The 23,214-nt window shown below is 71.5% G+C and carries 24 protein-coding genes; 11 read left to right on the forward strand and 13 right to left on the reverse strand.

Annotated elements, in window-relative coordinates; translation table 11 throughout:
- Positions 1 to 8: 8 nt before the first annotated feature.
- The 4 genes from ribD to ACNQOV_RS12405 all read right to left on the reverse strand — a co-directional run bounded on the left by ribD (position 9) and on the right by ACNQOV_RS12405 (position 3,643).
- Positions 9 to 1,061, reverse strand: coding sequence for a bifunctional diaminohydroxyphosphoribosylaminopyrimidine deaminase/5-amino-6-(5-phosphoribosylamino)uracil reductase RibD (ribD, locus tag ACNQOV_RS12390; RefSeq protein ID WP_022907342.1), 1,053 nt, complete (start codon positions 1,059 to 1,061; stop codon positions 9 to 11).
- A 90-nt stretch (positions 1,062 to 1,151) separates the two neighbouring features.
- The gene (locus ACNQOV_RS12395; protein ID WP_416394782.1) at positions 1,152 to 1,709 is read right to left on the reverse strand and encodes a GNAT family N-acetyltransferase; all 558 of its coding nucleotides are present in this window, start codon (positions 1,707 to 1,709) and stop codon (positions 1,152 to 1,154) included.
- 44 nt (positions 1,710 to 1,753) lie between these two features.
- Entirely contained in the window at positions 1,754 to 2,764 is a 1,011-nt protein-coding gene (trpS, locus tag ACNQOV_RS12400) for a tryptophan--tRNA ligase (protein WP_416394784.1), read from the reverse strand.
- Between the two features lie 36 nt (positions 2,765 to 2,800).
- Positions 2,801 to 3,643 carry an exodeoxyribonuclease III gene (locus ACNQOV_RS12405; RefSeq protein WP_022905914.1) on the reverse strand — a complete coding sequence of 281 codons (843 nt, stop codon included), beginning with the start codon at positions 3,641 to 3,643 and terminating at the stop codon, positions 2,801 to 2,803.
- 56 nt (positions 3,644 to 3,699) lie between these two features.
- On the opposite strand from ACNQOV_RS12405, the gene ACNQOV_RS12410 reads away from it, so the two are divergent.
- A complete protein-coding gene (locus ACNQOV_RS12410) occupies positions 3,700 to 4,029 on the forward strand; it encodes a hypothetical protein (protein WP_416394787.1) in 330 nt (109 codons plus the stop codon).
- Between the two features lie 144 nt (positions 4,030 to 4,173).
- Here the strand turns inward: ACNQOV_RS12410 and ACNQOV_RS12415 are convergent, their stop codons facing one another.
- Together ACNQOV_RS12415 and ACNQOV_RS12420 are read right to left on the reverse strand one after the other, a co-directional pair.
- A complete protein-coding gene (locus ACNQOV_RS12415; RefSeq protein WP_022905912.1) occupies positions 4,174 to 4,446 on the reverse strand; it encodes an HPr family phosphocarrier protein in 273 nt (90 codons plus the stop codon).
- 77 nt (positions 4,447 to 4,523) lie between these two features.
- The gene (locus ACNQOV_RS12420; RefSeq protein WP_402268305.1) at positions 4,524 to 5,294 is read right to left on the reverse strand and encodes a DeoR/GlpR family DNA-binding transcription regulator; all 771 of its coding nucleotides are present in this window, start codon (positions 5,292 to 5,294) and stop codon (positions 4,524 to 4,526) included.
- A gap of 261 nt (positions 5,295 to 5,555) precedes the next feature.
- Between ACNQOV_RS12420 and ptsP the strand changes: the two genes are divergently transcribed.
- The 4 genes from ptsP to ACNQOV_RS12440 all read left to right on the forward strand — a co-directional run bounded on the left by ptsP (position 5,556) and on the right by ACNQOV_RS12440 (position 10,508).
- The gene (gene ptsP / locus ACNQOV_RS12425; RefSeq protein WP_402268302.1) at positions 5,556 to 7,211 is read left to right on the forward strand and encodes a phosphoenolpyruvate--protein phosphotransferase; all 1,656 of its coding nucleotides are present in this window, start codon (positions 5,556 to 5,558) and stop codon (positions 7,209 to 7,211) included.
- A gap of 63 nt (positions 7,212 to 7,274) precedes the next feature.
- A complete protein-coding gene (locus ACNQOV_RS12430) occupies positions 7,275 to 8,831 on the forward strand; it encodes a PTS mannitol transporter subunit IICB (RefSeq protein WP_416394790.1) in 1,557 nt (518 codons plus the stop codon).
- 85 nt (positions 8,832 to 8,916) lie between these two features.
- The gene (locus tag ACNQOV_RS12435) at positions 8,917 to 9,354 is read left to right on the forward strand and encodes a PTS sugar transporter subunit IIA (protein WP_022907882.1); all 438 of its coding nucleotides are present in this window, start codon (positions 8,917 to 8,919) and stop codon (positions 9,352 to 9,354) included.
- Positions 9,351 to 10,508, forward strand: coding sequence for a mannitol-1-phosphate 5-dehydrogenase (locus ACNQOV_RS12440; protein WP_416394792.1), 1,158 nt, complete (start codon positions 9,351 to 9,353; stop codon positions 10,506 to 10,508). Before ACNQOV_RS12435 ends, ACNQOV_RS12440 begins: the two co-directional genes overlap by 4 nt.
- 92 nt (positions 10,509 to 10,600) lie before the next feature.
- Here the strand turns inward: ACNQOV_RS12440 and ACNQOV_RS12445 are convergent, their stop codons facing one another.
- Positions 10,601 to 11,599, reverse strand: a complete 999-nt coding sequence (locus ACNQOV_RS12445) for a diacylglycerol/lipid kinase family protein (protein ID WP_416394794.1) — start codon at positions 11,597 to 11,599, stop codon at positions 10,601 to 10,603.
- 187 nt (positions 11,600 to 11,786) lie between these two features.
- Here ACNQOV_RS12445 and ACNQOV_RS12450 point away from each other — a divergent pair, with 187 nt between their 5' ends.
- From ACNQOV_RS12450 to ACNQOV_RS12470, 5 genes are all read left to right on the forward strand, one after another.
- Complete coding sequence (locus ACNQOV_RS12450) at positions 11,787 to 13,049, forward strand: ice-binding family protein (protein ID WP_416394796.1); 1,263 nt, start codon at positions 11,787 to 11,789, stop codon at positions 13,047 to 13,049.
- Positions 13,050 to 13,059: 10 nt separating this feature from the next.
- Positions 13,060 to 14,004 carry a quinone oxidoreductase family protein gene (locus ACNQOV_RS12455; protein ID WP_402268288.1) on the forward strand — a complete coding sequence of 315 codons (945 nt, stop codon included), beginning with the start codon at positions 13,060 to 13,062 and terminating at the stop codon, positions 14,002 to 14,004.
- A 139-nt stretch (positions 14,005 to 14,143) separates the two neighbouring features.
- Complete coding sequence (locus ACNQOV_RS12460; protein ID WP_416394798.1) at positions 14,144 to 14,791, forward strand: DUF805 domain-containing protein; 648 nt, start codon at positions 14,144 to 14,146, stop codon at positions 14,789 to 14,791.
- Between the two features lie 170 nt (positions 14,792 to 14,961).
- Positions 14,962 to 15,240, forward strand: a complete 279-nt coding sequence (locus ACNQOV_RS12465; protein WP_022907489.1) for a DUF4190 domain-containing protein — start codon at positions 14,962 to 14,964, stop codon at positions 15,238 to 15,240.
- Positions 15,241 to 15,387: 147 nt separating this feature from the next.
- The gene (locus tag ACNQOV_RS12470) at positions 15,388 to 16,083 is read left to right on the forward strand and encodes a DUF805 domain-containing protein (RefSeq protein WP_416394800.1); all 696 of its coding nucleotides are present in this window, start codon (positions 15,388 to 15,390) and stop codon (positions 16,081 to 16,083) included.
- Positions 16,084 to 16,235: 152 nt separating this feature from the next.
- Here ACNQOV_RS12470 and ACNQOV_RS12475 read toward each other — a convergent pair whose 3' ends face one another.
- The 6 genes from ACNQOV_RS12475 to ACNQOV_RS12500 form a co-directional block, all read right to left on the reverse strand.
- On the reverse strand, positions 16,236 to 16,880 hold the full coding sequence (locus ACNQOV_RS12475) for a TNT domain-containing protein (RefSeq protein WP_022907491.1): 645 nt from the start codon (positions 16,878 to 16,880) through the stop codon (positions 16,236 to 16,238).
- Between the two features lie 24 nt (positions 16,881 to 16,904).
- Entirely contained in the window at positions 16,905 to 17,678 is a 774-nt protein-coding gene (locus ACNQOV_RS12480; protein WP_022907492.1) for a succinate dehydrogenase iron-sulfur subunit, read from the reverse strand.
- Position 17,679: 1 nt separating this feature from the next.
- Positions 17,680 to 19,473 carry a succinate dehydrogenase flavoprotein subunit gene (sdhA, locus tag ACNQOV_RS12485; RefSeq protein WP_022907493.1) on the reverse strand — a complete coding sequence of 598 codons (1,794 nt, stop codon included), beginning with the start codon at positions 19,471 to 19,473 and terminating at the stop codon, positions 17,680 to 17,682.
- An 82-nt stretch (positions 19,474 to 19,555) separates the two neighbouring features.
- Positions 19,556 to 20,002: a succinate dehydrogenase, hydrophobic membrane anchor protein gene (gene sdhD, locus ACNQOV_RS12490; RefSeq protein WP_079236494.1), complete on the reverse strand. Its 447-nt coding sequence runs from the start codon at positions 20,000 to 20,002 to the stop codon at positions 19,556 to 19,558.
- A gap of 12 nt (positions 20,003 to 20,014) precedes the next feature.
- The gene (sdhC, locus tag ACNQOV_RS12495; RefSeq protein WP_083857977.1) at positions 20,015 to 20,464 is read right to left on the reverse strand and encodes a succinate dehydrogenase, cytochrome b556 subunit; all 450 of its coding nucleotides are present in this window, start codon (positions 20,462 to 20,464) and stop codon (positions 20,015 to 20,017) included.
- 77 nt (positions 20,465 to 20,541) lie between these two features.
- A complete protein-coding gene (locus ACNQOV_RS12500; protein WP_042723891.1) occupies positions 20,542 to 21,780 on the reverse strand; it encodes a glycosyltransferase family 4 protein in 1,239 nt (412 codons plus the stop codon).
- A gap of 222 nt (positions 21,781 to 22,002) precedes the next feature.
- On the opposite strand from ACNQOV_RS12500, the gene ACNQOV_RS12505 reads away from it, so the two are divergent.
- Complete coding sequence (locus tag ACNQOV_RS12505; protein ID WP_402268271.1) at positions 22,003 to 23,118, forward strand: mannose-1-phosphate guanylyltransferase; 1,116 nt, start codon at positions 22,003 to 22,005, stop codon at positions 23,116 to 23,118.
- Positions 23,119 to 23,214: the final 96 nt, after the last annotated feature.

The following is a 23,214-nucleotide window of genomic DNA, read 5'->3' on the forward strand; positions in this document are numbered from 1 at the left end:
TGCATCGGTCATGGGGTGCTCCGGTCGTTCTGGGGCCCCGCGATCCCGGGCTCGGCCGTCGCCGGGCGGGATGCGCGGTGGGGTCGGGCTCGGACCAGCAGGTCGGGGCCGAGGCTGGTGGTCGATAGTACGTCCAACCTGCGACGCTCGCCGATGCTTCCCACACCGACGTCGTCGAGGGCGACACGCGGGCCGCCGAGCAGCACGGGCGCGAGGTAGACGAGGTACTCGTCGACGAGGCCCGCCGCGATGAGCGCCGACGCGACGGTCGGACCGCCCTCGACGAACACCGAGTGGACTCCGTGCGCGCGGAGGGCGCCGAGCGAGGCGGCGAGGTCGTGGCCGGGCATCGTCACGAGTGCCCGCGGGTGGCGGCGGACGGCGGCGTCCGGGGGGACCGGGCGGTCGCCGAACACGACCGGGACCGGCTGGTCGGCGAGGAGCTCGCCCGCGTCGCCCCGGGCGGTCAGGCTCGGGTCGTCGGCGAGGACGGTGCCGGTGCCGACGAGGATCGCGTCGTGCGCTGCCCGCTGCTCGTGGACGTGCTGGCGTGCGGCGGCCCCGGTGATCCAGCGGCTCGTGCCGTCGGCCGCGGCGGCCCGACCGTCGAGGCTCGACGCCCACTTGACGGTCACCCACGGGCGGCCGAGACGCACCGACAGGAGCCAGCGTTCGAGGAACTCCTCGACCTCGGCCGCGAGGACACCGGACAGGACGTCGACGCCGCCGGCACGGAGGCGGTCGGCACCGCCGCGCGCTGCCGGACCGGGGTCGTCGACGGCGTACACGACGCGGCCGATACCGGCCTCGAGCAGCGCGACGGCGCAGGGCCCGGTGCGACCGGTGTGGTTGCATGGTTCGAGGGTCACAACGGCGGTCGCGCCGACGAGGTGTGCCGGGTCGACCCTGGACAGTGCGTCCACCTCGGCGTGCGGGGTGCCGGCGCCCTTGTGCCACCCCTCGGCGAGGACGTCGCCCGCGGGCGAGAGGATGACGGCGCCGACGCGGACGTGGTCGCCGACCGCGGGGCCGAGTGCCGCGAGCTCGAGGGCTCGGCGCATGGCACGCACCTCGGCCGGGGACGCCGAGGAGTGCGCCGCCGGGGATGCCGACGGGTCCGGCGGAGCGGGTGTCGCGGTCACGTTCCGAGACTAGCGGCGATCGGTCGGTGACGCGTCATCACGCTGTCCCCCGTCCGGGTCGATGGGCCAGGGGAGGTCGGACGCCGGCGTCCCGTCGGCGCGGCGCAGGCCCTTCCACGCCGCGGTCGGCGCGCCCTGGCGTCCGGGCACGAGCGCGTCGCCGGTGCCCGTGTACGAGAACCCCGAGGCGCGGGCGACGGCGGCCGAGGCGGTGTTGCCGACGTAGCACTCCCAGTAGACGTCCGGGGCGCCCTCGGCGAAGGCCCAGTCGACCACGAGGCCGACCGCGTCGTGCATGAGTCCGGCGCCGCGTGCCGAGGGTGCGAGCCAGAAGCCGAGGTCGCGTCGGGCGGTGCGGTACCCGATGATCCCCTCGAGCCAGGTGGACCCGGTCCGGCGGATCGCCCACGTGTACTCGCGGTCGGACGCCCACCCCGGGCCGACGAGCGCGTCGACGAAGGTGGCGGCGTCCCGGGCGGTGTACGGCGTCGGGATCGTGGTCCAGCGCACGATGTCCGGGTCCTGACAGGCCTCGGTGATCGCCGCGGCGTCCGCCCGGGGGGGCACGTCGCGGTGCCCCCGGGCGGACGACAGCGTGACGGGGCGCACGGTCAGCGCCGGGTGCGGGGCACGAAGCCGATGCGCTCGTAGACCCGCGCGAGGGTCTCGGACGCGATCGACTCAGCGCGGTCCGCCCCGATCGCGAGCAGTCGGTCGAGTTCGGCCGGGTCGTCGAGCAGCTCGAGCGTGCGGGCGCGCACCGGTTCGAGCTCGGCAACGACGGCGTCGGCGACCTCGCCCTTCAGGTCGCCGTAGCCCTTGCCCTGGAACGACGTCTCGAGGTCGGCGACCGCGGTGCCGGTGAACGCCGACAGGATCGACAGCAGGTTCGTGACACCGGGCTTCGCCTGCCGGTCGGCCCGGATCTCGCGCTCGGTGTCGGTGACCGCCGAGCGGATCTTCTTCGCGGTGCGCTTCGGGTCGTCGAGCAGTCGGATGAGGCCGTTGTCGGACGCGGCCGACTTGCTCATCTTGCTCGTCGGGTCCTGCAGGTCGTAGATCCGCGCCGTGTCGGTGAGGATCCGGGCCTCCGGCACGACGAACGTGTCGCCGAACCGCGAGTTGAAGCGCCCCGCGAGGTCACGCGTGAGCTCGACGTGCTGTCGCTGGTCGTCGCCCACCGGCACGACCTTCGTGTCGTAGAGCAGGATGTCCGCCGCCATCAGGATCGGGTACGTGAAGAGGCCGACCGACGCGGCCTCGGCACCCTGCCGGGCGGACTTGTCCTTGAACTGGGTCATCCGGCTCGCCTCACCGAAGCCGGTCAGGGTGTTCAGGACCCAGGCGAGCTCGGCGTGCGCCGGCACGTGCGACTGCACGAACAGCGTCGCCTTCGTCGGGTCGATGCCCGAGGCGATGTACTGCGCGGCCGTCGCCCGCGTGTTCGCGCGGAGCTCGGCCGGGTCCTGCGGCGAGGTGATGGCGTGCATGTCGACGACGCAGTAGATCGCGTCGTGGTCGTCGAGCAGCGTCCGCCACTGCATGAGCGCGCCGATGTAGTTGCCGAGGTGGAGGGAGCCGGCCGAGGGCTGGATGCCCGAGAAGATGCGCGTCTTGGTCATGGTGCTGTCCTGTGCTGGAGCGTGTGGGGGAGCGGGTCAGAGTTCGTAGTCGACGACCACGGGGGCGTGGTCGGACCATCGCTGGTCGTACGCGGCAGCGCGGTCGACCGTGTACTGCGTGACCTTCGCGGCGAGCTCCGGGGTCGCCACCTGGTAGTCGATGCGCCAGCCCGTGTCGTTGTCGAAGGCCTGGCCGCGCCACGACCACCACGTGTACGGGCCCTCGACGTCGCCGGCCTGGGCGCGGCCCACGTCGACCCACCCGAGGCCCGGACCGGTCGAGCCGTCGGCACCCTCGACCTCGGCCCCCTGCTCGCCGAAGAACCGCGAGAAGTAGGCACGCTCACGGGGCAGGAAGCCGGCGCGCTTGACGTTGCCCTTCCAGTTCTTGATGTCCCGCTGGTCGTGCCCGACGTTGAGGTCGCCGACGACGACCGCGAGCGGGTTGTGTGCGCGGAGCTCCGGCAGCCGCTCGGTCATCGCGTCGAGGAACTTCCACTTCTCGTCCTGCTTCGGGGTGTCCACCTCGCCCGAGTGGACGTACGTCGACACGACCGTCACCGTGGTGCCGCCGATCTCGTAGTCCGCCTCGAGCCAGCGGCCGGCGGAGTCGAAGTCGTCCGCGCCGAGCGCGACGCGGTGCACGTGGGCGCTGTGGCGCGAGGCGATCGCGACGCCCGCGCGGCCCTTCGCGGTCGCGGGGTCGTGCACGATGTCCCACTCGTCGCCGAGGAGCCCGGCGAGGTCGTCGCTCGACGCACGGACCTCCTGCAGCGCGAGGACGTCGACGTCGCGGGTGGCGAGCCAGTCGCCCATCCCCTTCCGGAACGCGGCACGGATGCCGTTCACGTTGACGGATGCGAGGCGCAGGCGTGTCATGCACAACACCCTATCGGCGGGTGCCGACACGGACGCGCCGGTCGTAGGCTCGCGCCGTGACCGTCGTGATGACCGTGGGCGAGGTGCTCGCCGCGTTCCGACCCGTGGCCGAGCAGATGCTGCGTCCGGACGAGTTCCGCGGAGCCGAGTTCTGGGTCTACACCGACGGGCTCGAACGACTCCGCCGCGTGGTCGAGACAGACATCGCCGACGCGGGCATGGTCCTCGCGTGGTCGATCGCCGGCGACGACGGCGATTCCTGGCTGTGGCTCCAGGAAGGCGAGCAGGAGATGCTCCTGAAGATCGCCGATGACCTGCAGGACTTCATCGCCGAGAGTGCCTTCGCCTGGGGCGAGCTGCGCCCGATCCCGCCACTCGGGCAGTAGGGGCGACCGGACGACGGACGGGGGGGGGGGGGGGCGGCGCCCGCCCCCCCCCCCCCCCCGGCCGGGGGCGGGGCGGGGGGGCCCCCCCCCGCCCCCCCCCCCCCCGTCCGTCTCGTGGTCGCGTCCGGGACGCGCCCCGCGCGATCAGGCCGCGTCGTGGTCCGTCTTCAGGAACTCGACCAGGCTGTCCGCGGTCGTCTCGGCGTCGTCGCCCGAGACCGTCAGGGTGACCTCGTCGCCGTTCTCGATGCCGAGGCCGAGGAGCGCGAGGATGCTGCCCGCGTTGCCGGACTTGTCGCCCTTCGCGATGGTGACCTGGTGGCCGGACGCGGTCACGGTCTGGACGAAGAGGGAGGCGGGGCGGGCGTGCAGCCCCGACGCGCTGGCGACGGTGACGGTGCGGGTGGCTTCGGACATCGATGTACTCCTGTCGATGGGTGGTTGGCTCATGGTAGCGAGCGCGGGGTGGGCGGTTCCGGTGCGCCTGACCGAGGTCAGTCGCGGCCCGGCCAGAAGACCTCGGTGCCGGCGGCCTCGACCTCGCGGACGAGGTCGGCGTTCACGCCGGGGTCGGTGATGATCGTGTCGATCGCGGCGAGCGGGGCGACACGACCGAACTCCTCGCGGCCGAACTTGGTGTGGTCGGCGAGCAGGATGCTCCGGCGGGCGGACTTGATCATCGCGGACTTCACGGCGGCCTCGGCCATGTTGTGCGTCGTCAGGCCGCGTTCCGGGGTGATGCCGTTGATGCTGATGAACGCGACGTCGACGCTCACCATCCCGATGAGCTGGTGCGTCCAGGTCCCGACGCCGGCGAGCGAGTCGCTCCGGATGTTGCCGCCGAGCAGGTGCAGGTCGATGCCCGGCCGGTTCGCGACGGCCATCGCCACCGGCAGGGAGTGGGTCACGACCGTGAGGCCGCGGTCGTTCGGGAGCAGCTCGGCGAGGCAGATGGTCGAGGTGCCGGCATCGATCATGATCGAGCCGTTCTCGGGCAGCTCCCCGATCGCAGCCTCGGCGATGACCATCTTCTCGGCCTGGTTGATGCCGCCGCGGTCGCCCACGCCCGGGTGCAGGGTGATGCGCTCGACGGGGATCGCGCCGCCGTGCGCGCGACGGACCAGCCCGCGCCGCTCGAGCGAGGTCAGATCGCGGCGGATCGTCTCCGGCGTGACCTCGAGCAGCTCGGCGAGGTCCTTCACGTCGACCCGACCCTGCGCCCGCGCCTGCTCGACGATGCGCTGGTGGCGCTCTGGTGCGTACATCGGGGCCTCGTCGTCTCGGAACGGTGGAGTCGGAACGGAACGGACACGACCGGGCACGTCCTCGGCGACCATGACCGGAACGGTTCAGCCACCAGACGCAAACGGGCATCTGTTTCTGCATTTTTATCCCCGGATGTGTTTGTTTGTCAACGTGGATCGGGGTATGGTGCTGCACAGCCGCACCGGCGGGGTCCCGTCTCCGGTCGTGCGCACCGAACGAACCACCCCACCGCAAGCGCGCGTGAGATGAAGGAGTCTCGAATGTCCGAACTGCTCGGCACCGGCGTCGGCCGCGGCGTCGCCCACGGCCCCGTGCTCCGCATGGCGGACCCGCTCGGCGAACCGTCGAAGGACGCGCTGACGGGTTCCGCGGACGACGCGAAGCAGGCGGTGGCCTCGGCGCTGGCAGCGGTGGCGGACGACCTCAACAAGCGCGGGCAGCTCGCCGGCGGCGACGCCCAGGCCGTGCTCGAGGCGCAGGCGCTCATGGCGCAGGACCCGACGCTCCTCGACGACGTCCACGCCCGCATCGACGGCGGCACCAACGCCGAGCGCGCCGTCTTCGAGGCGTTCGGCCAGTTCCGCGACCTGCTCGTGTCGATGGGCGGCTACATGGGGGAGCGCGCGGCCGACCTCGACGACGTCGCCCAGCGCATCGTCGCCAAGCTCCGCGGCGTCGCCGCACCGGGCGTGCCGGAGTCCGACACCCCCTTCGTGCTCGTCGCCCGCGACCTCGCGCCCGCCGACACCGCGCTCCTCGACCTCGAGAAGGTCCTCGCCCTCGTCACGCGCGACGGCGGCCCGACCTCGCACACCGCGATCCTCGCCCGCGCCAAGGGCATCACCGCCATCGTCGGCGTCACCGGTGCCGACGACCTGGCCGACGGGCTCGAGGTCGTCGTCGACGCCGCGGCCGGCACCGTGGTCACGGACCCCTCCGCCGAGCTCGTGGCCGACGTCGAACAGCGCATCGCCGACCGCCTCGCCGCGGCCGCAGCGCCCCTGACCGCCGGTGCGCTCGCCGACGGACACACCGTCCCGCTGCTCGCGAACCTCGGCAGCCCGGCCGACGCCGCGGGTGCCGTTGCTCTCGGTGCGGAGGGCGTGGGGCTCTTCCGCACCGAGTTCCTCTTCCTCGATTCGCCGAAGGCGCCGACCGTCGACGAGCAGAAGGGCTCCTACAAGCAGCTGCTCGAGGCGTTCCCGGGCAAGAAGGTCGTCGTCCGCGCGCTCGACGCCGGTGCCGACAAGCCGCTGCCGTTCCTCACCGACAAGGACGAGGAGAACCCGGCCCTCGGTCGCCGCGGGCTCCGCGCGCTCCGGAACCACCCCGAGGTGCTCCGCGACCAGCTCACCGCCCTCGCCCAGGCCGACGCCGAGACCGAGGCCGACCTCTGGGTGATGGCGCCGATGGTCGCCGACGCCGAGGAGACCGAGTACTTCGTCGACCTCGCCCGGGAGCTCGGCATCCGGACCGCCGGCGTCATGGCCGAGGTCCCCTCGCTCGCGCTCATGGCCGACCAGGTGTTCACCTCCGCCGACTTCGTGTCGATCGGCACGAACGACCTGACCCAGTACACGATGGCCGCCGACCGCATGCTCGGCACCGTCGCGTCCTACCAGGACCCGTGGCACCCCGCCGTCCTCCGACTCGTCGCGCAGCTCGGCACCGCCGGACAGCACGCGGGCAAGGCCGTCGGGATCTGCGGCGAGGCGGCAGCCGACCCGCTGCTCGCCGTCGTGCTCGTCGGACTCGGCGCCACGACCCTCTCCATGACCCCCGCGGCCCTCGCCGACGTGCGTGCCGAACTCGGCAAGTACACCCTCGCCGAGGCCCGCGAGATGGCCCAGGCGGCACTCGCCGCGTCGACGGCGGCGGCTGCGAAGTCCGCCGCGGCCGCGGCGCACGCCGCCTGATCCGACCCCAGCACCACCTTCCCTCCACACGCAGCAGCAGCACCTCACAGAAAGTCACCGCACATGACAACGTCGTCCGTTGCAGCGCCCGACGCTCCCGCGAAGTCGCGGGGCGGCGCACGCGTCGCCGTTCAGAAGTTCGGCACGTTCCTCTCCGGCATGGTCATGCCCAACATCGCGATCTTCATCGCGTGGGGCATCATCACGGCCTTCTTCATCGAGACCGGCTGGACCCCCGTCGGGATCCTCGGTGGCTTCGGTGAGACGAACGGCGTCGCCAACCCCGGCGTCGTCGGCCCGATCCTGACGTACCTCATCCCGCTCGCGATCGCGATCCAGGGCGGCCGGATGGTCTACGAGACCCGCGGCGCCGTCGTCGGTTCGATCTTCGCGATGGGTGTCATCCTCGGCGCCAACGGCACCGTGATGATCCTCGGCGCGATGATCTGCGGCCCGCTCGGCGCGTACATCATCAAGCAGATCGACAAGATCTGGGACGGCAAGATCCGCCCGGGCTTCGAGATGCTCGTGAACAACTACGCGGCCGGCATCCTCGGCTTCGTGCTCGCCATGATCGGGTTCTTCTGGCTCGCGCCGGTCTTCAAGGCCATCGCGAACGGCCTCGGCGCGGCGGTGGAGTTCCTCATCAACCACTCGCTGCTCCCGCTCGCCAGCGTGATCATCGAGCCGGCGAAGGTGTTCTTCCTCAACAACGCCATCAACCACGGTGTGCTCGACCAGCTCGGTGCCGCCCAGGTGAAGGAGTCGGGCAAGAGCATCCTCTTCCTGCTCGAGGCGAACCCCGGCCCCGGTCTCGGCATCCTGCTCGCCTTCACCTTCTTCGGTGTCGGCATCGCCCGCTCGACCGCTCCCGGCGCGATCATCATCCAGTTCCTCGGCGGCATCCACGAGATCTACTTCCCGTACGTGCTGCAGAAGCCGGTGCTGTTCATCGCCGTCATCCTCGGTGGTGCGACCGGTGTCGCGACCAACGTGGCGTTCCACTCCGGCCTCGTCGCCCCGGCGTCCCCCGGGTCGATCTTCGCCGTGATCGGCTCGACCGCGAAGGACAGCTTCGTCGGCGTCATCCTGTCGGTGATCCTCTCGGCAGCGGTGTCCTTCGCCGTGGCCTCGTTCTTCCTGCTGGCCACCCGCAAGCGTGACCTCGCGAACGGCGGCGGCGACATGAGCGCCGCGATGGCGAAGCTCCAGGCCAACAAGGGCCGCGACGTCAACGCCGCGACCTCCGGCCTGCTCGGCAACAACGCCCCCGCCAACGACGAAGAGGCCGAGGCCTCGCTCGGCGGCGTCGGTTCCGCATCGACCGCGACGGCCACCCGCGTGCAGAACGTCGTGTTCGCCTGCGACGCCGGCATGGGCTCGAGCGCGATGGGCGCGAGCGTCCTCCGCAACAAGGTGAAGAAGGCCGGCATCGAGGGCGTCACGGTCGTCAACAAGGCGATCGCGAACCTCGACGGCACGGAGGACCTCATCATCACGCAGGAGGAGCTGACCGACCGCGCGAGGCAGAAGAACCCGGGGGCACAGCACGTGTCCGTCGGCAACTTCATGAACGCGCCGCAGTACGACCAGGTCGTCGACCAGCTCAAGAACCAGTAACGCAGTGCAGTATCGGAGGGGACGGGCCACGGCCCGTCCCCTCCACACGTCCACGACGCCACGTCACGAAGCAAGGAGAACCCCGATGCCCGTCCTGCAGGAGAGCCAGATCCGGATCCACACCGAGGACACCGCACCGACGAAGTCGGAGGCGATGAAGGAGGCGGCCGAGATCCTCGAGGCTGCAGGCGCGGTCACCGCGGACTACTACCCGGCCATGCTCGAGCGCGAGAAGAGCGTCTCGACGTACATGGGGAACTTCCTCGCCATCCCGCACGGCACGAACGACGCGAAGGACGCCATCAAGTCCTCGGCGCTGTCGTTCATCCGCTACGCGACGCCCATCGACTGGGACGGCAACCCCGTCCGCTTCGTCGTCGGCATCGCCGGCGTCAACAACGAGCACCTCGACATCCTGTCCAAGATCGCGATCGTGTTCAGCGACGAGGACGAGGTCCAGAAGCTGACCGACGCGCCGGACACCGCCGCGATCCTGTCGATCCTCGGCGAGGTCAACGAGTGAGCACCCCCACCGCGGTCCACTTCGGCGCGGGCAACATCGGCCGCGGCTTCGTCGGACTGCTGCTGCACGAGGCTGGGTACGAGGTCGTCTTCGCCGACGTCGCCGCGCCGCTCATCGACGCGCTCGCCGCTGCCGACTCGTACACCGTGCACGAGGTCGGCCACGACGCGCGTGACCACGAGGTCACGAACTTCCGCGCGCTGAACAGCGCCCAGGACGAGGACGGCGTCGTCGCCGAGATCGCCGCCGCCGCGGTCGTCACGTGCGCCGTCGGCCCGAACGTGCTGAAGTTCATCGCCCCGGTCATCGCCCGGGCCCTCGAACAGCGCGACCCCGACGCCGCCCCGATCGCGGTGATGGCGTGCGAGAACGCCCTGAACGCCACCGACCGTCTGTGCGAGTTCATCGTCGAGGCGCTGCCGGCCGACGTGCGCGACCAGGCGCTCGCCAAGGCCGTCTTCGCGAACACCGCCGTCGACCGCATCGTCCCGGCGCAGCCCGACGGTGCCGGCCTCGACGTCACCGTCGAGACCTACTACGAGTGGGCCATCGACCGCACGCCGTTCGGCGGGAACGAGCCCGAGATCCCGGGTGCCCACTACGTGGACGGCCTCGCGGCCTCGATCGAGCGCAAGCTCTTCACCGTCAACACCGGGCACGCCACCGTCGCCTACCACGGCTTCCTCGCGGGGGCGGACAAGATCTCGGACGCGATCGCGATCCCCGCGGTCCGCTCCGAGCTCGAGTCGGTGCTCGCCGAGACGAGCGACCTGCTCGTCCGTCGTCACGAGCTCGACCCAGAGGTGCACCGCGCCTACGTGCAGGCGATCATCGGCCGCTTCGAGAACCCGCACCTGCCCGACACCGTGACCCGGGTCGGCCGGCAGCCGCTTCGGAAGCTCTCGCGGGACGAGCGGTTCGTGTCGCCCGCTGCCGCCCTCGCCGAGGACGGCACGGAGCCGACGGCACTGCTCGACGCGATGGGTGCCGCGCTGCGCTTCGACGTGCCGGACGACGAGCAGAGCGTCGAACTCCAGGCACTGCTGCGTTCGGACCGGAGCGACGCGGACGTCGTGACCGAGATCACCGGGCTCGACCCGCAGCACCCGCTGCACGCCGCGTTCGCGGACCGGGTGCGGTCCGCGCGCGCCTAGCGTCCTCGACGCCCCCAAGAGACGGACGGGTGGCGCGGTGCGGGCGGCCACCGCGCCTCCCGTCCGTCGTGCACCCGCGTCGGACCGCCGCGTCAGGCCGTCCGCAGCACGAGACCGCCGTGCTCGACGCGCAGGCTGGCGGCGGCCACCAGGCCGAACGGATCGCCGTCCAACTGCAGCTGCTCGGGCTCGTCGAGCACGAGGTCGAGTCGCCGCGCCGTCGTGTAGCCGAGGGTCCGCGACCGCGGCAGGAAGCGTGCGAGCAGGCGGCCGAAGCCCGTGCGGTGGAAGAAGCGGTTGAGCGAGAGGCCGTAGCCGATCTTGGTCCACCCGACACGTCCACGCGGTCGGAACGCCACGGCGTCGAGGAGTCCGTCGTCCGGTTCCGCAGCGGGCAGGAGCAGGAGGCCGGCGGTGAGGGTGCCGCAGTTGCCGACGATGACCGTGTGTGCGCGCATGCCGTGCTCCTCGCCGCCGTCGAGGCGGTACCGGAGGTCGATCTGACGGTTGCCCACGACGGACCGGAGGATCGGGTCGGAGTAGGCGAGCCACCCGAAGCGCTTCTTCAGCCCGGCGTTCGTCTCGGCCGCCATCCGGGCATCGAGACCGATGCCCGCCATCACGAGGAACGCGTGCTCGGCGGTGTCCCCGTCCGCTGAGGTCAGCGCGGCGAACGCGACGTCGACGGGACGGTCCGCGCCACGGAACGCCGACCGGACCGCAGCCGTCACGTCACCGATCGGGATACCGAGGTTCCGCGCGTAGAGGTTGCCGGTCCCCGTCGGGAGCAGGGCGATCGGGATCCGGGATCCGTGCAGGACCTCGGCTGCCACCCGGAGCGTGCCGTCGCCACCGACGACCAGCACGACGTCGGGCGCACCGGCTCGCGCCTCCTGCGCGGCGGCGCGGCCGTCGTCGCCGGCAGCGGTCTCGAACCACACCGTGTCGTCCCACCCGAGCGACCCCTGTTCGGTGGCGACCGCCGAACGGAGGGCGGCGAGGTCGACCGTCGAGGGGTTGACGACCACCGCGGCCCGCTGCCGCGCGCTCGGGCGTCGGTCGGGGTCGAGGGCTTCGTGGGGAGAGGGCACCAGACGACGCTACCGTCGGGCGCGGTGCCGGAACGGTCGGTACCGGGCGTGTCCGAACCGCGCGGATCCGGCGAACCTGGCAATCCGGGTCGGTCTGCGCAGGAACACGGGCCAGACTCGCAGCACGGCGAGTGCCGGGCGCCTTCGGCACCTGAGCGGTACCTCTCCTGAACAGGCAGGGGCCGTCATGGCCAGCACGCCCATCGTCCGCTCACTCACCCTCATCGGCACCGGGATCGGACTGGCGGCGGCGCTCGCGCTCGCGTCCTCCGCACCGGCATCGGCCGCGACCGTCATCGACGGTCCGATCGACCTCGGCACCGCAGCGACCTACGGGGTCCTCGGTGCCTCCACCGTCACGAACACCGGGCCGACGGCCGTGCAGGGCGACCTCGGCGTCTCGCCGGGCACCTCGATCACCGGCTTCGGCGGCACCGGGAACGGCATCGTGAACGGCACGGTGCACCAGACCGATGCTGCGGCCACCCAGGCGCAGGCCGACACGACGACGGCGTACGGCGTGGCCGCGTCGCTCACCCCGACCCAGACCGGGATCACCGAGCTGAACGGTCTGAGCCTGTCGCCCGGCGTGTACACCGGCGACGCGCTGCGACTCGCCGACACCGGGACCCTGACGCTCGCGGGCAGCGCGGACTCCGTCTGGGTGTTCCAGGCCGCGTCCACGCTGACGATCGGGTCGGGTACGCGCATCCTCATCACCGGCGGGGCCAGTTCCTGCAACGTCTTCTGGCAGGTCGGCAGCTCCGCCACCATCGGCAGCGCCGCACAGTTCCAGGGCACCGTCCTCGCGGACCAGTCCGTCACGGCCACCACGGGTGCGACGGTCGTCGGCCGACTCCTCGCACGGAACGCCGCGGTCACGCTCGACACGAACACGATCACGGCGCCGACCGGGTGCCCGGCCCCCGGGACGCCCTCCGAGACGGTCGCGCCGACGATCACCTCGGGTACGCCCACGGCAGCGACCGCCGGGACGCCGTACTCGTTCCCGGTGACCGCGACCGGCAGCCCGGCGCCGACGTACTCCGACGGTGGCACGCTCCCGCCGGGACTCACCATCAACCCCACCACCGGGGTCATCTCCGGCACCCCGACGACACCCGGCACCACGACCGTGACGATCACGGCGGACAACGGCACGGCTCCGGCCGACACCGAGACGTACGTCCTGACCGTCCGCGCGCCCGCGGTGGTCCCGTCGCCGTCGGCCACCCCGACGGCTCCGACGTCGAGCGCTCCGGCGGTCCCGGTCGCGGCCGGCTCGGGCGGCGGTGGCTCGGGGACGTCCCCGGCCGAGCTGGCGTTCACCGGCAGCGACCCGACGATCCCGCTCACGATCGCCGGAGCGCTCCTCGTCGCCGGCTCCGCACTCCTCGTGCTGCGGTCCCGTACCCTGCGGACCCGACGACGTCCGGCACCGCGCGCGTAGCGTCGGGGGCATGACGAAGCACTGGGTTGCACCGCGGTTCGGCGGCAGCGAAGTCCTCGAGTACGTCGACACCGAGGTGCCGGCACCCGGCCCGGGCGAGGTGACGATCGACGTCCGTGCCGCCGGGATGAACCCCGCGGACACCAAGCACACCCGGCAGGGCGACCCGTCGGACCTGCCCGTCCCCGTCGGCTACGAGGTCGCTGGGGTCCTCGTCGCCGTCGGACCGGACACCGAGATCGCCTCGGGTGGGGGAGCGGTCGGCGACGAGGTCCTCGCGTTCCGGGTCGCCGGCGGGTGGGCCGAACGGATCACGGTGCCCGCCGGGGACGTGTTCGCGAAGCCGGCGTCGCTCGGGTTCCCCGAAGCGGCGAACCTGCTGCTCGCCGGCACCACGGCGGCCGACATGCTCCGGGTCACCCGTGCGACCGGCAACGACACCGTCCTCGTGCACGGCGCCGCCGGCGCGGTCGGGGTCAGCCTGCTCCAGCAGCTCCGGCTCCTCGGTGCCCGCGTGATCGGGACGGCATCGGAGCGGAACGCCGACACCGTCGCGGACTTCGGTGGCGAGTGGATCGCGTACGGGGACGGGCTCGAGGACCGCGTCCGGGCGCTCGTCGGCGACGGCACGGACGACCGTGTCGACGTCGCGCTCGACTGCGTCGGCACCGACGAGGCCGTCGACGTCTCCCTCGCGCTCGTCGCCGACCGCTCGCGCATCGTGACGATCGCCGCGTTCGGTCGGGCGGAGTCGGACGGCATCCGAGCGATCGGCGGTGCCCAGCCGGAGAGCAAGGCGTTCCGCGACTCGGTGCGCCAGCGGTTGATCGACCTCGCCGCCTCGGGGGAACTGGTCGTCCCGGTCGCGCGGACGTTCCCGCTCGCCGAAGCACGGCAGGCCGCCGAGGTGCTCGAGTCGCAGCACCCCGGCGGGAAGCTCGCACTCGTCCCCTGACCCTCGGGTGCCCTCGTGCCGCGGGGTGCCGCGGTCCAGTGGGTCGTCCGCAGGGATGACGCGTCGGTGCTCCGGCTCTGCTTGACTCGAGGCGCATCGACACGGCTCTGCACGAGCAGGCCACCGGAAGGAACGAACCGTGAGCGACCAGTACCCGCCGCAGGATCCGTACGGCCGACCGTCCGGTGGGCCGGGCCCGTACGGGCAGCAGCCGTCCGGCGGGCCGAGCCCGTACGGGCAGCAGCCGTCCGGTGGGCCGAGCCCGTACGGCCAACAGCCGTCCGGTGGGCCGAGCCCGTACGGCCAGGACCCGTACGGGCAGCAGCCGTCCGCCGCGCAGAACCCCTACGGCTCGCCCACGCCGAACGGGCAGCAGCAGGGGCCGCCGCCGCTCTGGGCACCCTGGTACGGGATCCCGTTCCCGCAGGCGTTCCTGCGCTTCTGGAAGAAGTACGTCCGGTTCGACGGACGCGCCAGCAAGAGCGAGTTCTGGTTCTGGGCGCTCTGGTACGTGATCGGCAACGCGGCGATCGGCATCGTGGGCTCCGTCATCAACGCGCTGCCGTACATCTCGAACGCCGACGACCGCCTCGTCCAGCTCTGGGCGCTCGCCACCTTCATCGGGTTCATCGCGCTGACCGTCCGCCGCCTGCACGACGTGAACCTCAGCGGGTACTTCGCCCTGTTCTTCATCATCCCGCCGATCGGCGTCCTGTTCGCGCTCATCGTGGGCCTGCTCGCCACGGTCCCGCAGGGGCAGCAGTACGACCGGCCCGATCGCGGCTGAGCACCCGGAGTCGGCACCGTTCGGGCTCCGAGCGGCGGCGACGAGCGTGCCCGTCCCCCGATCGGGGGTCGTCATGCGGTAACCCGAGGCGCGCTCGATCGATATGGTCGGGAGCGCTGGGCACTGCGCCCGGCAGCGTCCAGCACGTCACACCACCGAGGGGATCCCACATGACCAACGCACAGCCCTACCAGTCCGCCCCCGCTCCGGCCTCCGACCGCTACAGCGTCCTCGCGATCGTCGGGTTCATCCTCGCGTTCGTCGTGAACATCGCGGGGCTCGTCGTCAGCATCATCGCGCTGACCCAGATCAAGAAGACGGGTGAGCGCGGCCGCGGCCTGGCGCTCGCCGGGGTCATCATCTCCGCACTGTCGATCGTCTTCGGCATCATCTCGATCATCGTGTTCGCCTCGGCCGCCGCGAACATGGGCACGACGACCGGGTACTGATCACCGCGCTCCAGCTCGACCCGAGGCGGCCCGCTCCCGCGGTGGGGGCCGCCTCGCCGTCCGACGGGGACGGGCGACGGGGACGGACGACGGGGCGTCGGTCTGGTTGACTCTCTTCCGTACTCGAGCCGACACACAGGGGGACCCATGAGTGACCAGTACCCACCGCAGAACCCGGACGGACACGAGCCGCAGGGCCAGCAGCCGTCCGGCCAGCCCGGCCAGCAGCCCTACGGCCAGCCCGGTGAGCAGCCGTACGGCCAGCCCGGCCAGCAGCCGTATGCTCAGCAGCCGTACGGCCAGCCCGGCCAGCAGCCGTACGCTCAGCAGCCGTACGCACAGCAGCCCTACCAGCCGCAGCAGCACGTCCCGGTCGGCCCCGACGGCGTCCCGCCGCTGTGGGCCCCCTGGTACGGCATCGGGTTCCTCGACGCGTTCAAGCGCTTCTTCGCGAAGTACGCCCGGTTCGACGGGCGGGCCAGCCGCAGCGAGTTCTGGTACTGGATCCTCGCCAACGCCATCGTCACGATCGTCCTGTTCGGCGGGTTCTACGCGGTGCTGATCGGCTCCCTCGTCAGCAGCACACGGGTCGACGCCTACGGCAACCCGTCGGGCGACGCCGCGCCGTCCCCGATCGCGTTCGTGTTCCTCGGCCTGTACGGCATCTGGTGGCTGGGCACCCTCGTCCCGAACATCGCCCTCGGATGGCGCCGGGTCCACGACGCGAACCTCGCCGGCCCGTTCTGGCTCATCGGCATGTTCGTGAACGTCGCGGCGATCGTCTTCGGCGTCCTCGAGTCGAACCCGGCGGGTGCGCGATTCGACCGTCCGGACCTCGGCTAGTCCGAGCAGCACGACGACGCGGTCGGCACGACGAAGCCGCCCGCACGACGAAGCGGCCCGCACCGGAGGGTGCGGGCCGCTTCGTCGTGCGGCAGTCGTGCGGCAGTCGTGCTGCGGGAGCGGCGCGGCAGTCGTGGATCAGGTGACGCGCATCAGACCACGCGGAGGCGTGAGAGCGAACCGTCCACGACGAGGTCGCGCACCGTGACCGACGGATCCGCCGTCTGGAAGCGCAGCGCGCCTCCGGGCTGGTCGAACCAGGGCTGGACGAACCGGACGGTCACGAGGAACGGCCGTTCGACCAAGTAGCGGTGCGTCTCGGGCGACCCGGCCACGTGCGGCGGGAGCGACCGCTGCGGCAGCGGGGTGTCGAGGGGGTGCAGGAGGTAGCCGTCCGGGCCGCCGATCCGGTCGACCGGCACGCCCGCCGGGATCTGGATGGTCAGCCCCTGCTCGCCCGCCTGCGCGACCTGCTGCGCGAGCTGCGGGTACGTGGACGCCGCCCGGTCGCGCAGCCCGTCGAGCTCGTGGCGTGGGATGTCCTTCGGCGCCGGGAACGGACGGTTGAGGAACCGCCGGAGCATCTCGACGGCATCGGCTTCGCCGCGGGCGGTCGCGAGACGCCGAGCGGTGCCGTAGTCCACGACCTCGAGGGCGAAGTCACCGGCACCCTCGACCGGCACGACCCGCAGTGCTCCCTCGACCGGGGGCTCGTGCAGGGTCTCACCGGGGAGCTGCACGTAGCGGATCGTGTAGCCGAGCTGGTCGAGGATGGGGCGGGTCTCCGCGAACGTCATGGCCGCGAGCCTACCGGGTGCGACCTATGCCTTCCCTCGCATGATCGCCTGCTTGACCTCGGAGATGGCCTTCGTGACCTGGATGCCGCGCGGGCAGGCGTCGGTGCAGTTGAAGGTGGTGCGGCAGCGCCAGACCCCCTCCTTGTCGTTGAGGATGTCGAGCCGGACGTCCGCAGCGTCGTCGCGCGAGTCGAAGATGAACCGGTGCGCGTTGACGATCGCCGCGGGGCCGAAGTACTGGCCGTCGGTCCAGAACACCGGGCAGGACGACGTGCACGCGGCGCAGAGGATGCACTTCGTGGTGTCGTCGAAGCGGGCACGGTCGGCGACGGACTGCACGCGCTCCTTGCCCTTCTCCGGTGCCGAGCTCGCCTGCAGGAAGGGCTGGACCTCGCGGAAGGACTTGAAGAAGGGCTCCATGTCGACGACGAGGTCCTTCTCGAGCGGCAGCCCCTTGATCGCCTCGACGTAGATCGGCTTCGACACGTCGAGGTCCTTGATGAGGGTCTTGCAGGCCAGCCGGTTGCGGCCGTTGATGCGCATCGCGTCGGAACCGCACACACCGTGGGCGCAGGAGCGACGGAAGGTCAGCGAGCCGTCCTGATCCCACTTGATCTTGTGCAGCGCGTCGAGGATGCGGTCGGTCGGCAGCATCATGACGTCGAAGTCCTGCCAGCGCGGCTCGTCGTCGACGTCCGGGTCGAAGCGCCGGATGATCAGGGTGACCGAGAACGATCCGGGAGGGGCGTCCTGCACGGTGTCGGTGCGGGGTGCGTCGGAGACCAGGGTGTCGGTCATCTCAGTACTTCCTCTCCATCGGCTGGTACCGCGTCACGACGACTGGTTTCCAGTCGAGGGTGATGTGGTCGTCGGCGAGTGACGAGTGCGGATCGCCCGTCAGGTACGCCATGGTGTGCTGCATGTAGTTCTCGTCGTCGCGCTTCGGGTAGTCGTCGCGCATGTGGCCGCCGCGGGACTCCTTGCGGTTGCGGGCCGAGTAGACGACGACCTCGGCGAGGTCGAGCAGGAACCCGAGCTCGACCGCCTCGAGCAGGTCGGTGTTGAAACGCTTGCCCTTGTCCTGCACGGAGACCTGCATGAACCGGTTCCGGAGCGTGTGGATCGTCTCGGTGACGCGGGCCAGGGACTCGTCGGTGCGGAACACCTGCGCGTTCTTGTCCATCTCGTCCTGCAGTTCCTTGCGCAGCACGGCGATGCGCTCGGTGCCGGTGGACGCGCGGAGCTGGTCGAGCATGTCCTTGACGGCCTGCTCCGGGTGCTCGGGCAGCGGCAGGAAGTCGGCGGTCTTGACCCACTCGGCCGCGTTGTTGCCGGAGCGCTTGCCGAAGACGTTGATGTCGAGGAGCGAGTTCGTGCCGAGTCGGTTCGAGCCGTGGACCGAGACGCACGCGCACTCGCCGGCGGCGTAGAGCCCGGGGACGACGGTCGTGTTGTCGTACAGGACCTCGGCCTTGACGTTCGTCGGGATCCCGCCCATCGCGTAGTGCGCGGTCGGCATCACGGGCACCGGCTCGACGACCGGGTCCACACCGAGGTAGGTGCGGGCGAACTCGGTGATGTCCGGGAGCTTCGTCTCGAGCACCTCGGCGCCGAGGTGCGTGCAGTCGAGCAGCACGTAGTCCTTGTTCGGACCCGCGCCGCGGCCCTCTGCGACCTCTTGCACCATGCACCGGGCGACGATGTCGCGGGGTGCGAGGTCCTTGATCGTCGGGGCGTAGCGCTCCATGAACCGCTCACCCGAGGCGTTGCGGAGGATCGCGCCCTCGCCTCGGGCACCCTCGGTCAGGAGGATGCCGAGGCCAGCGAGCCCGGTCGGGTGGAACTGGAAGAACTCCATGTCCTCGAGCGGGAGACCGGTGCGCCACACGATGCCGACGCCGTCGCCGGTGAGGGTGTGCGCGTTCGAGGTCGTCTTGTACATCTTGCCGAAGCCGCCGGTGGCGAAGATCATCGCCTTGGCGTGGAAGACGTGCAGGTCGCCGGTCGCGAGCTCGAAGGCGACGACACCGGCGGGCTGCTTGCGGGTGACGCCGTCGTCGCCCGTGACGTCCACCATGATGAGGTCGAGCGCGTAGAACTCGTTGAAGAAGTTCACGCCGAGCTTCACGCAGTTCTGGAACAGCGTCTGCAGGATCATGTGACCAGTGCGGTCGGCCGCGTAGCAGGCGCGGCGGACGGGGGACTTGCCGTGGTCGCGCGTGTGCCCGCCGAAACGGCGCTGGTCGATCTTGCCCTCGGGCGTGCGGTTGAACGGCAGACCCATGTTCTCGAGGTCGATGACCGCGTCGATGGCCTCCTTCGCGAGGATCTCGGCGGCGTCCTGGTCGACCAGGTAGTCGCCGCCCTTGATCGTGTCGAAGGTGTGCCACTCCCACGAGTCCTCTTCGACGTTCGCGAGCGCCGCGGCCATCCCGCCCTGCGCTGCACCGGTGTGCGAGCGGGTCGGGTACAGCTTCGAGATGACGGCCGTCTTCGCCTTCGGGCCGGCCTCGATGGCGGCACGCATGCCGGCACCGCCCGCGCCGATGATGACGATGTCGAACTGGTGGTGGTGAACGGTGGTCTCGGTCACTGGGGCCTTTCCGGGGTGGTGGCCGCGCCGTCGGGGGAGTGGACGGCGGGCGAGTAGGGGGTCGCGGCTGCGGTCGGCGGGATTACTGCGCGGGGCAGAACGACGGCAGGTCCGCGGCGGCTGCACCGGCGGGGCACGGGTCGAACGTCCAGCAGACGAGCAGGCCGAGCACGATGAGCACGACGCAGGCGATGAGGATCGCGACGAGCAGGGTCTTGCGGATGCCCGGCTTCGACACGTAGTCGTTGACGATCGTGCGCATGCCGTTCGACCCGTGGATCAGCGCGAGGACGAGCATGAGCGAGTCCCACACCTGCCAGAACGGCGACGCCCACTTGCCGGCGACGAACGCGAAGTCGATCTGCTTGACGCCCTCGCCCGCCACCATGTTGACGAAGAGGTGCCCGAAGATCAGCACGACGAGCAGGACGCCCGAGCCGCGCATGTAGATCCAGCCCCACTTCTCCCAGTTGGTGGTGCGACGGGCTGCGGCTGCGGAGCGCGGGGGCTCGATGGTCTGCGTGGTCATCCGGATGCCCCCTTAGTTGAAGTCCGCGACGAGGTTCATGAGCTGGCGCGGCAGGAAGCCGGCGATGGCGATCGCCCAGAGGACGAGCACGATCCAGAACATGGCGCGCTGGTACTTCGGGCCCTTCGACCAGAAGTCCACGAGGATGATCCGGAGCCCGTTGAACGCGTGGAAGACGATCGCCATCACGAGGGCGATCTCACCGAGGTTCATGATCGGCGTCTTGTACGTGCCGATGACCGCGTTGTACGCCTCGGGGGACAGCCGCACGAGGGCGGTGTCGAGGATGTGCACCAGCAGGAAGAAGTAGATCGCCACACCGGTGATGCGGTGCAGGACCCAGGACCACATGCCGGTCGAGCCCCGGTAGAGGGTCCCTTGCGGTGTCCGAGAAGCGCGCGGCGCATCGATCGTCACCCGGGGTGCGGCGGTCGCCGTACCCCCTCCGGTCTGCTCGGCCATGAGCTCGTCCTCCCATAGGACGGGCTCGCCCGATCGGCGAGCCCTTGCCGTTCGTGTTCGTGTGGAACACGACCATCCTATGCGCGTGCGCTGACCTTCTCGTGCCAACCGGTCCGGGCACCTCGCGTCGCGGCGGGCGGCGCGCCGATCGTGCGGGCCGTGTCGTGGTGGCCGAGCAGCTGGTCGCCGACCGCCTCCCACGTCGTGCCCTCGACCCGGAGCCGTCCGGCGGAGCCCATCCGTGCGGCCTGGGCGCGGTCGTGGTGCAGGGCGAGCACCGCGCGGCGGAGGGCCTGCGGCTCGTCCGGGTCGTACAGGTCGCCGTCGAGTCCGGGGGCGACCAGGTCGACCGGGCCACCGGCCGCGGGTGCGATGACCGGCAGGCCGCTCGCGTGGGCCTCCTGCAGGGTCTGCCCGAACGTCTCCGCCGGACCGGTGTGCACGAACAGGTCCAGGGCGGCGTAGGCGTCCGCGAGCGCGTCGCCGCGCAGCGGCCCCGTGAAGGTGACGTCGAGGTGCCGGAGCCGCCGTTCGAGCATCGCCCGCGACGGACCGCCGCCGGCGACGACGATCCGGATCCCCGGGACGCCGCCGAGCTCGGCGAGCCGCTCGACCTCCTTCTCCGGTGCGAGCCGCCCGACGTACCCGACGATCGTCTCGCCGCGCGGGGCGATCCGCCGCCGGAGCGCCCGGACGTGCGCCGAGGAGCGCCGCGCCGGGTGGAACAGGTCGGTGTCGACGCCGCGACCCCAGCGGGCGACCCGCGGGACGCCGTCCTCGGCGAGCATCGCCGCGGTCGCGCTCGACGGCGCGAGCGTCAGCGACGCGCCGGCGTGGATGCGCCCGAGGATCTTCCGCACCAGCGGGACGGTCGCGGTCAGGCCGTTGCGGCGGGCGAACCCGGCCACGTCGGTCTGGAAGACGGCGACGGAGGGGATGCCGAGCCTCCCGGCCGCCGTGATGGCGCGTCCACCCAGCAGGAACGGACTGGCGGCGTGCAGCACGTCGGCGCCGGAGGCGGCGAGGATCGTGTCGAGCACCGGGTGCGGGAGTGCGACCGGGAACTGGCGGTACGCGACCGCCGGCACCCGGTGGACGTCGAACGAGCGGTAGCGCTCCACCTGCGTCCGCGAGCGGAACTGCGCGATGCCGGGGGTGTCCGGCGCGATGACGACCGCGCGGTGACCGCGGCGTTCCAGGTGGTCCAGCACCGCGAGGACGCTGGTGGTGACGCCGTTGAGGGTGGGCAGGAAGCTCTCGGTCACGACGGCGACGGTCCGTTGGGACGTGCCGCGCTCCACGCTGCGTGCGTTCATGGCGATGCCCATGCTCGGCCCCGGGTGTGTCCCGTCGGGGCCGCCGACGTGAACGCCCGGCACGCAGGCGGTGAACAGCCGCGCCCGCGGGTGGACGGGAGGCGCGGCGCACGACCGGCGGGCCGGCTGCGGCCGTCGCGTGCGGACTCCCGCACCGCGAGCGTGCGGGAAGGGTGCGGGAAGCACCCAGGTCGCGCACGGTGGCACCGGTACGGTGAGCACGTGGCAGACGCACTCGAGGACTTCTACGCGATCATCCCCGCCGGGGGCATCGGATCGCGACTGTGGCCGTTGTCGCGCGCCGACGCGCCCAAGTTCCTGCACGACCTGACCGGGTCCGGCACCTCGCTGCTCCGGCAGACGTGGGACCGCCTCGCGCCGCTCGCCGGCGAGCAGCGGATCATGGTCGTGACGGGCCGGGCCCACCGCGTCGCCGTCGAGTCCCAGCTCCCCGGCGTCGCGGACCACAACGTCGTGCTCGAGAGCGAGCCGAAGGACTCCACCGCCGCCATCGGCCTCGCCGCGGCGATCCTGCGGCGCCGCGAGCCGGACGTCGTCATCGGCTCCTTCGCCGCCGACCACGTCATCGGCGACGCCCGTGGGTTCCGCCGGTCGGTCCGCGAGGCGGTGGTCGCCGCGCGTGCCGGATACATCACCACGATCGGGATCACGCCGACCGAGCCCGCGATCGGCTTCGGCTACATCCACGCGCACGGCGACCCGATCGGCATCGACGGGGCCCCCACCGCCCACGCGGTCCGCTCCTTCGTCGAGAAGCCGGACCTCGACACCGCACGGTCCTACGTCGAGCAGGGCACCTACCTCTGGAACGCCGGCATGTTCATCGCCCGGGCCGACGTGCTGCTCGCCGAGATCGGCCGGACGAAGCCCGCGCTCCTCGCCGGCCTCGAGGAACTCGCCGACGCGTGGGACACCTCGGCACGCGGTGCCGTCGTCGACGCGGTGTGGCCCGAGCTCGAGAAGATCGCGATCGACTACACGGTGGCCGAGCCCGCGGCCGCTGCCGGACGCATGGCGGTCATCCCCGGCGACTTCGACTGGGACGACGTCGGCGACTTCGCCTCGCTCGCGAAGCTGCAGTCCGGCGGCCGCGCCAACAACCTCGCGGTGCTCGGTGACGGCGCCCGCATCCTCGCGGACTCGTCGAGCGGCATCGTCGTCTCGCACAGCCAGCGGCTCATCTCGCTCATCGGCGTCGAGGACATCGTCGTCGTGGACACCCCCGACGCCCTGCTCGTCACCACGAGCGCGAACGCGCAGCGGGTCAAGGGTGTGGTGGATGCACTGAAGATCAGCGGCCGCGGCGACGTCCTGTAGCGCTCCACCACGAAAAGCGCTTGACGTCCCCCGAACTGGGGGTCCCGCCGTGACACCGCGTTACGGGCGCGTTTCCGCGCGGTCGCGATCCCGTAA

Source organism: Curtobacterium sp. LFS084, from assembly GCF_047977705.1.
Lineage (GTDB): Bacteria > Actinomycetota > Actinomycetes > Actinomycetales > Microbacteriaceae > Curtobacterium.

Excerpts from the sequence above, each read along its gene's own strand:
- ribD (WP_022907342.1), bottom strand. The coding sequence starts at position 1,061 with ATGCGCCGAGCCCTCGAGCTCGCGGCACTCGGCCCCGCGGTCGGCGAC.
- trpS (WP_416394784.1), bottom strand. The coding sequence starts at position 2,764 with ATGACCAAGACGCGCATCTTCTCGGGCATCCAGCCCTCGGCCGGCTCC.
- ACNQOV_RS12405 (WP_022905914.1), bottom strand. The coding sequence starts at position 3,643 with ATGACACGCCTGCGCCTCGCATCCGTCAACGTGAACGGCATCCGTGCC.
- ACNQOV_RS12415 (WP_022905912.1), bottom strand. The coding sequence starts at position 4,446 with ATGTCCGAAGCCACCCGCACCGTCACCGTCGCCAGCGCGTCGGGGCTG.
- ACNQOV_RS12420 (WP_402268305.1), bottom strand. The coding sequence starts at position 5,294 with ATGTACGCACCAGAGCGCCACCAGCGCATCGTCGAGCAGGCGCGGGCG.
- ptsP (WP_402268302.1), top strand. The coding sequence starts at position 5,556 with ATGTCCGAACTGCTCGGCACCGGCGTCGGCCGCGGCGTCGCCCACGGC.
- ACNQOV_RS12430 (WP_416394790.1), top strand. The coding sequence starts at position 7,275 with ATGACAACGTCGTCCGTTGCAGCGCCCGACGCTCCCGCGAAGTCGCGG.
- ACNQOV_RS12435 (WP_022907882.1), top strand. The coding sequence starts at position 8,917 with ATGCCCGTCCTGCAGGAGAGCCAGATCCGGATCCACACCGAGGACACC.
- ACNQOV_RS12450 (WP_416394796.1), top strand. The coding sequence starts at position 11,787 with ATGGCCAGCACGCCCATCGTCCGCTCACTCACCCTCATCGGCACCGGG.
- ACNQOV_RS12455 (WP_402268288.1), top strand. The coding sequence starts at position 13,060 with ATGACGAAGCACTGGGTTGCACCGCGGTTCGGCGGCAGCGAAGTCCTC.
- ACNQOV_RS12465 (WP_022907489.1), top strand. The coding sequence starts at position 14,962 with ATGACCAACGCACAGCCCTACCAGTCCGCCCCCGCTCCGGCCTCCGAC.
- ACNQOV_RS12470 (WP_416394800.1), top strand. The coding sequence starts at position 15,388 with ATGAGTGACCAGTACCCACCGCAGAACCCGGACGGACACGAGCCGCAG.
- ACNQOV_RS12475 (WP_022907491.1), bottom strand. The coding sequence starts at position 16,880 with ATGACGTTCGCGGAGACCCGCCCCATCCTCGACCAGCTCGGCTACACG.
- ACNQOV_RS12480 (WP_022907492.1), bottom strand. The coding sequence starts at position 17,678 with ATGACCGACACCCTGGTCTCCGACGCACCCCGCACCGACACCGTGCAG.
- sdhD (WP_079236494.1), bottom strand. The coding sequence starts at position 20,002 with ATGACCACGCAGACCATCGAGCCCCCGCGCTCCGCAGCCGCAGCCCGT.
- sdhC (WP_083857977.1), bottom strand. The coding sequence starts at position 20,464 with ATGGCCGAGCAGACCGGAGGGGGTACGGCGACCGCCGCACCCCGGGTG.
- ACNQOV_RS12500 (WP_042723891.1), bottom strand. The coding sequence starts at position 21,780 with ATGAACGCACGCAGCGTGGAGCGCGGCACGTCCCAACGGACCGTCGCC.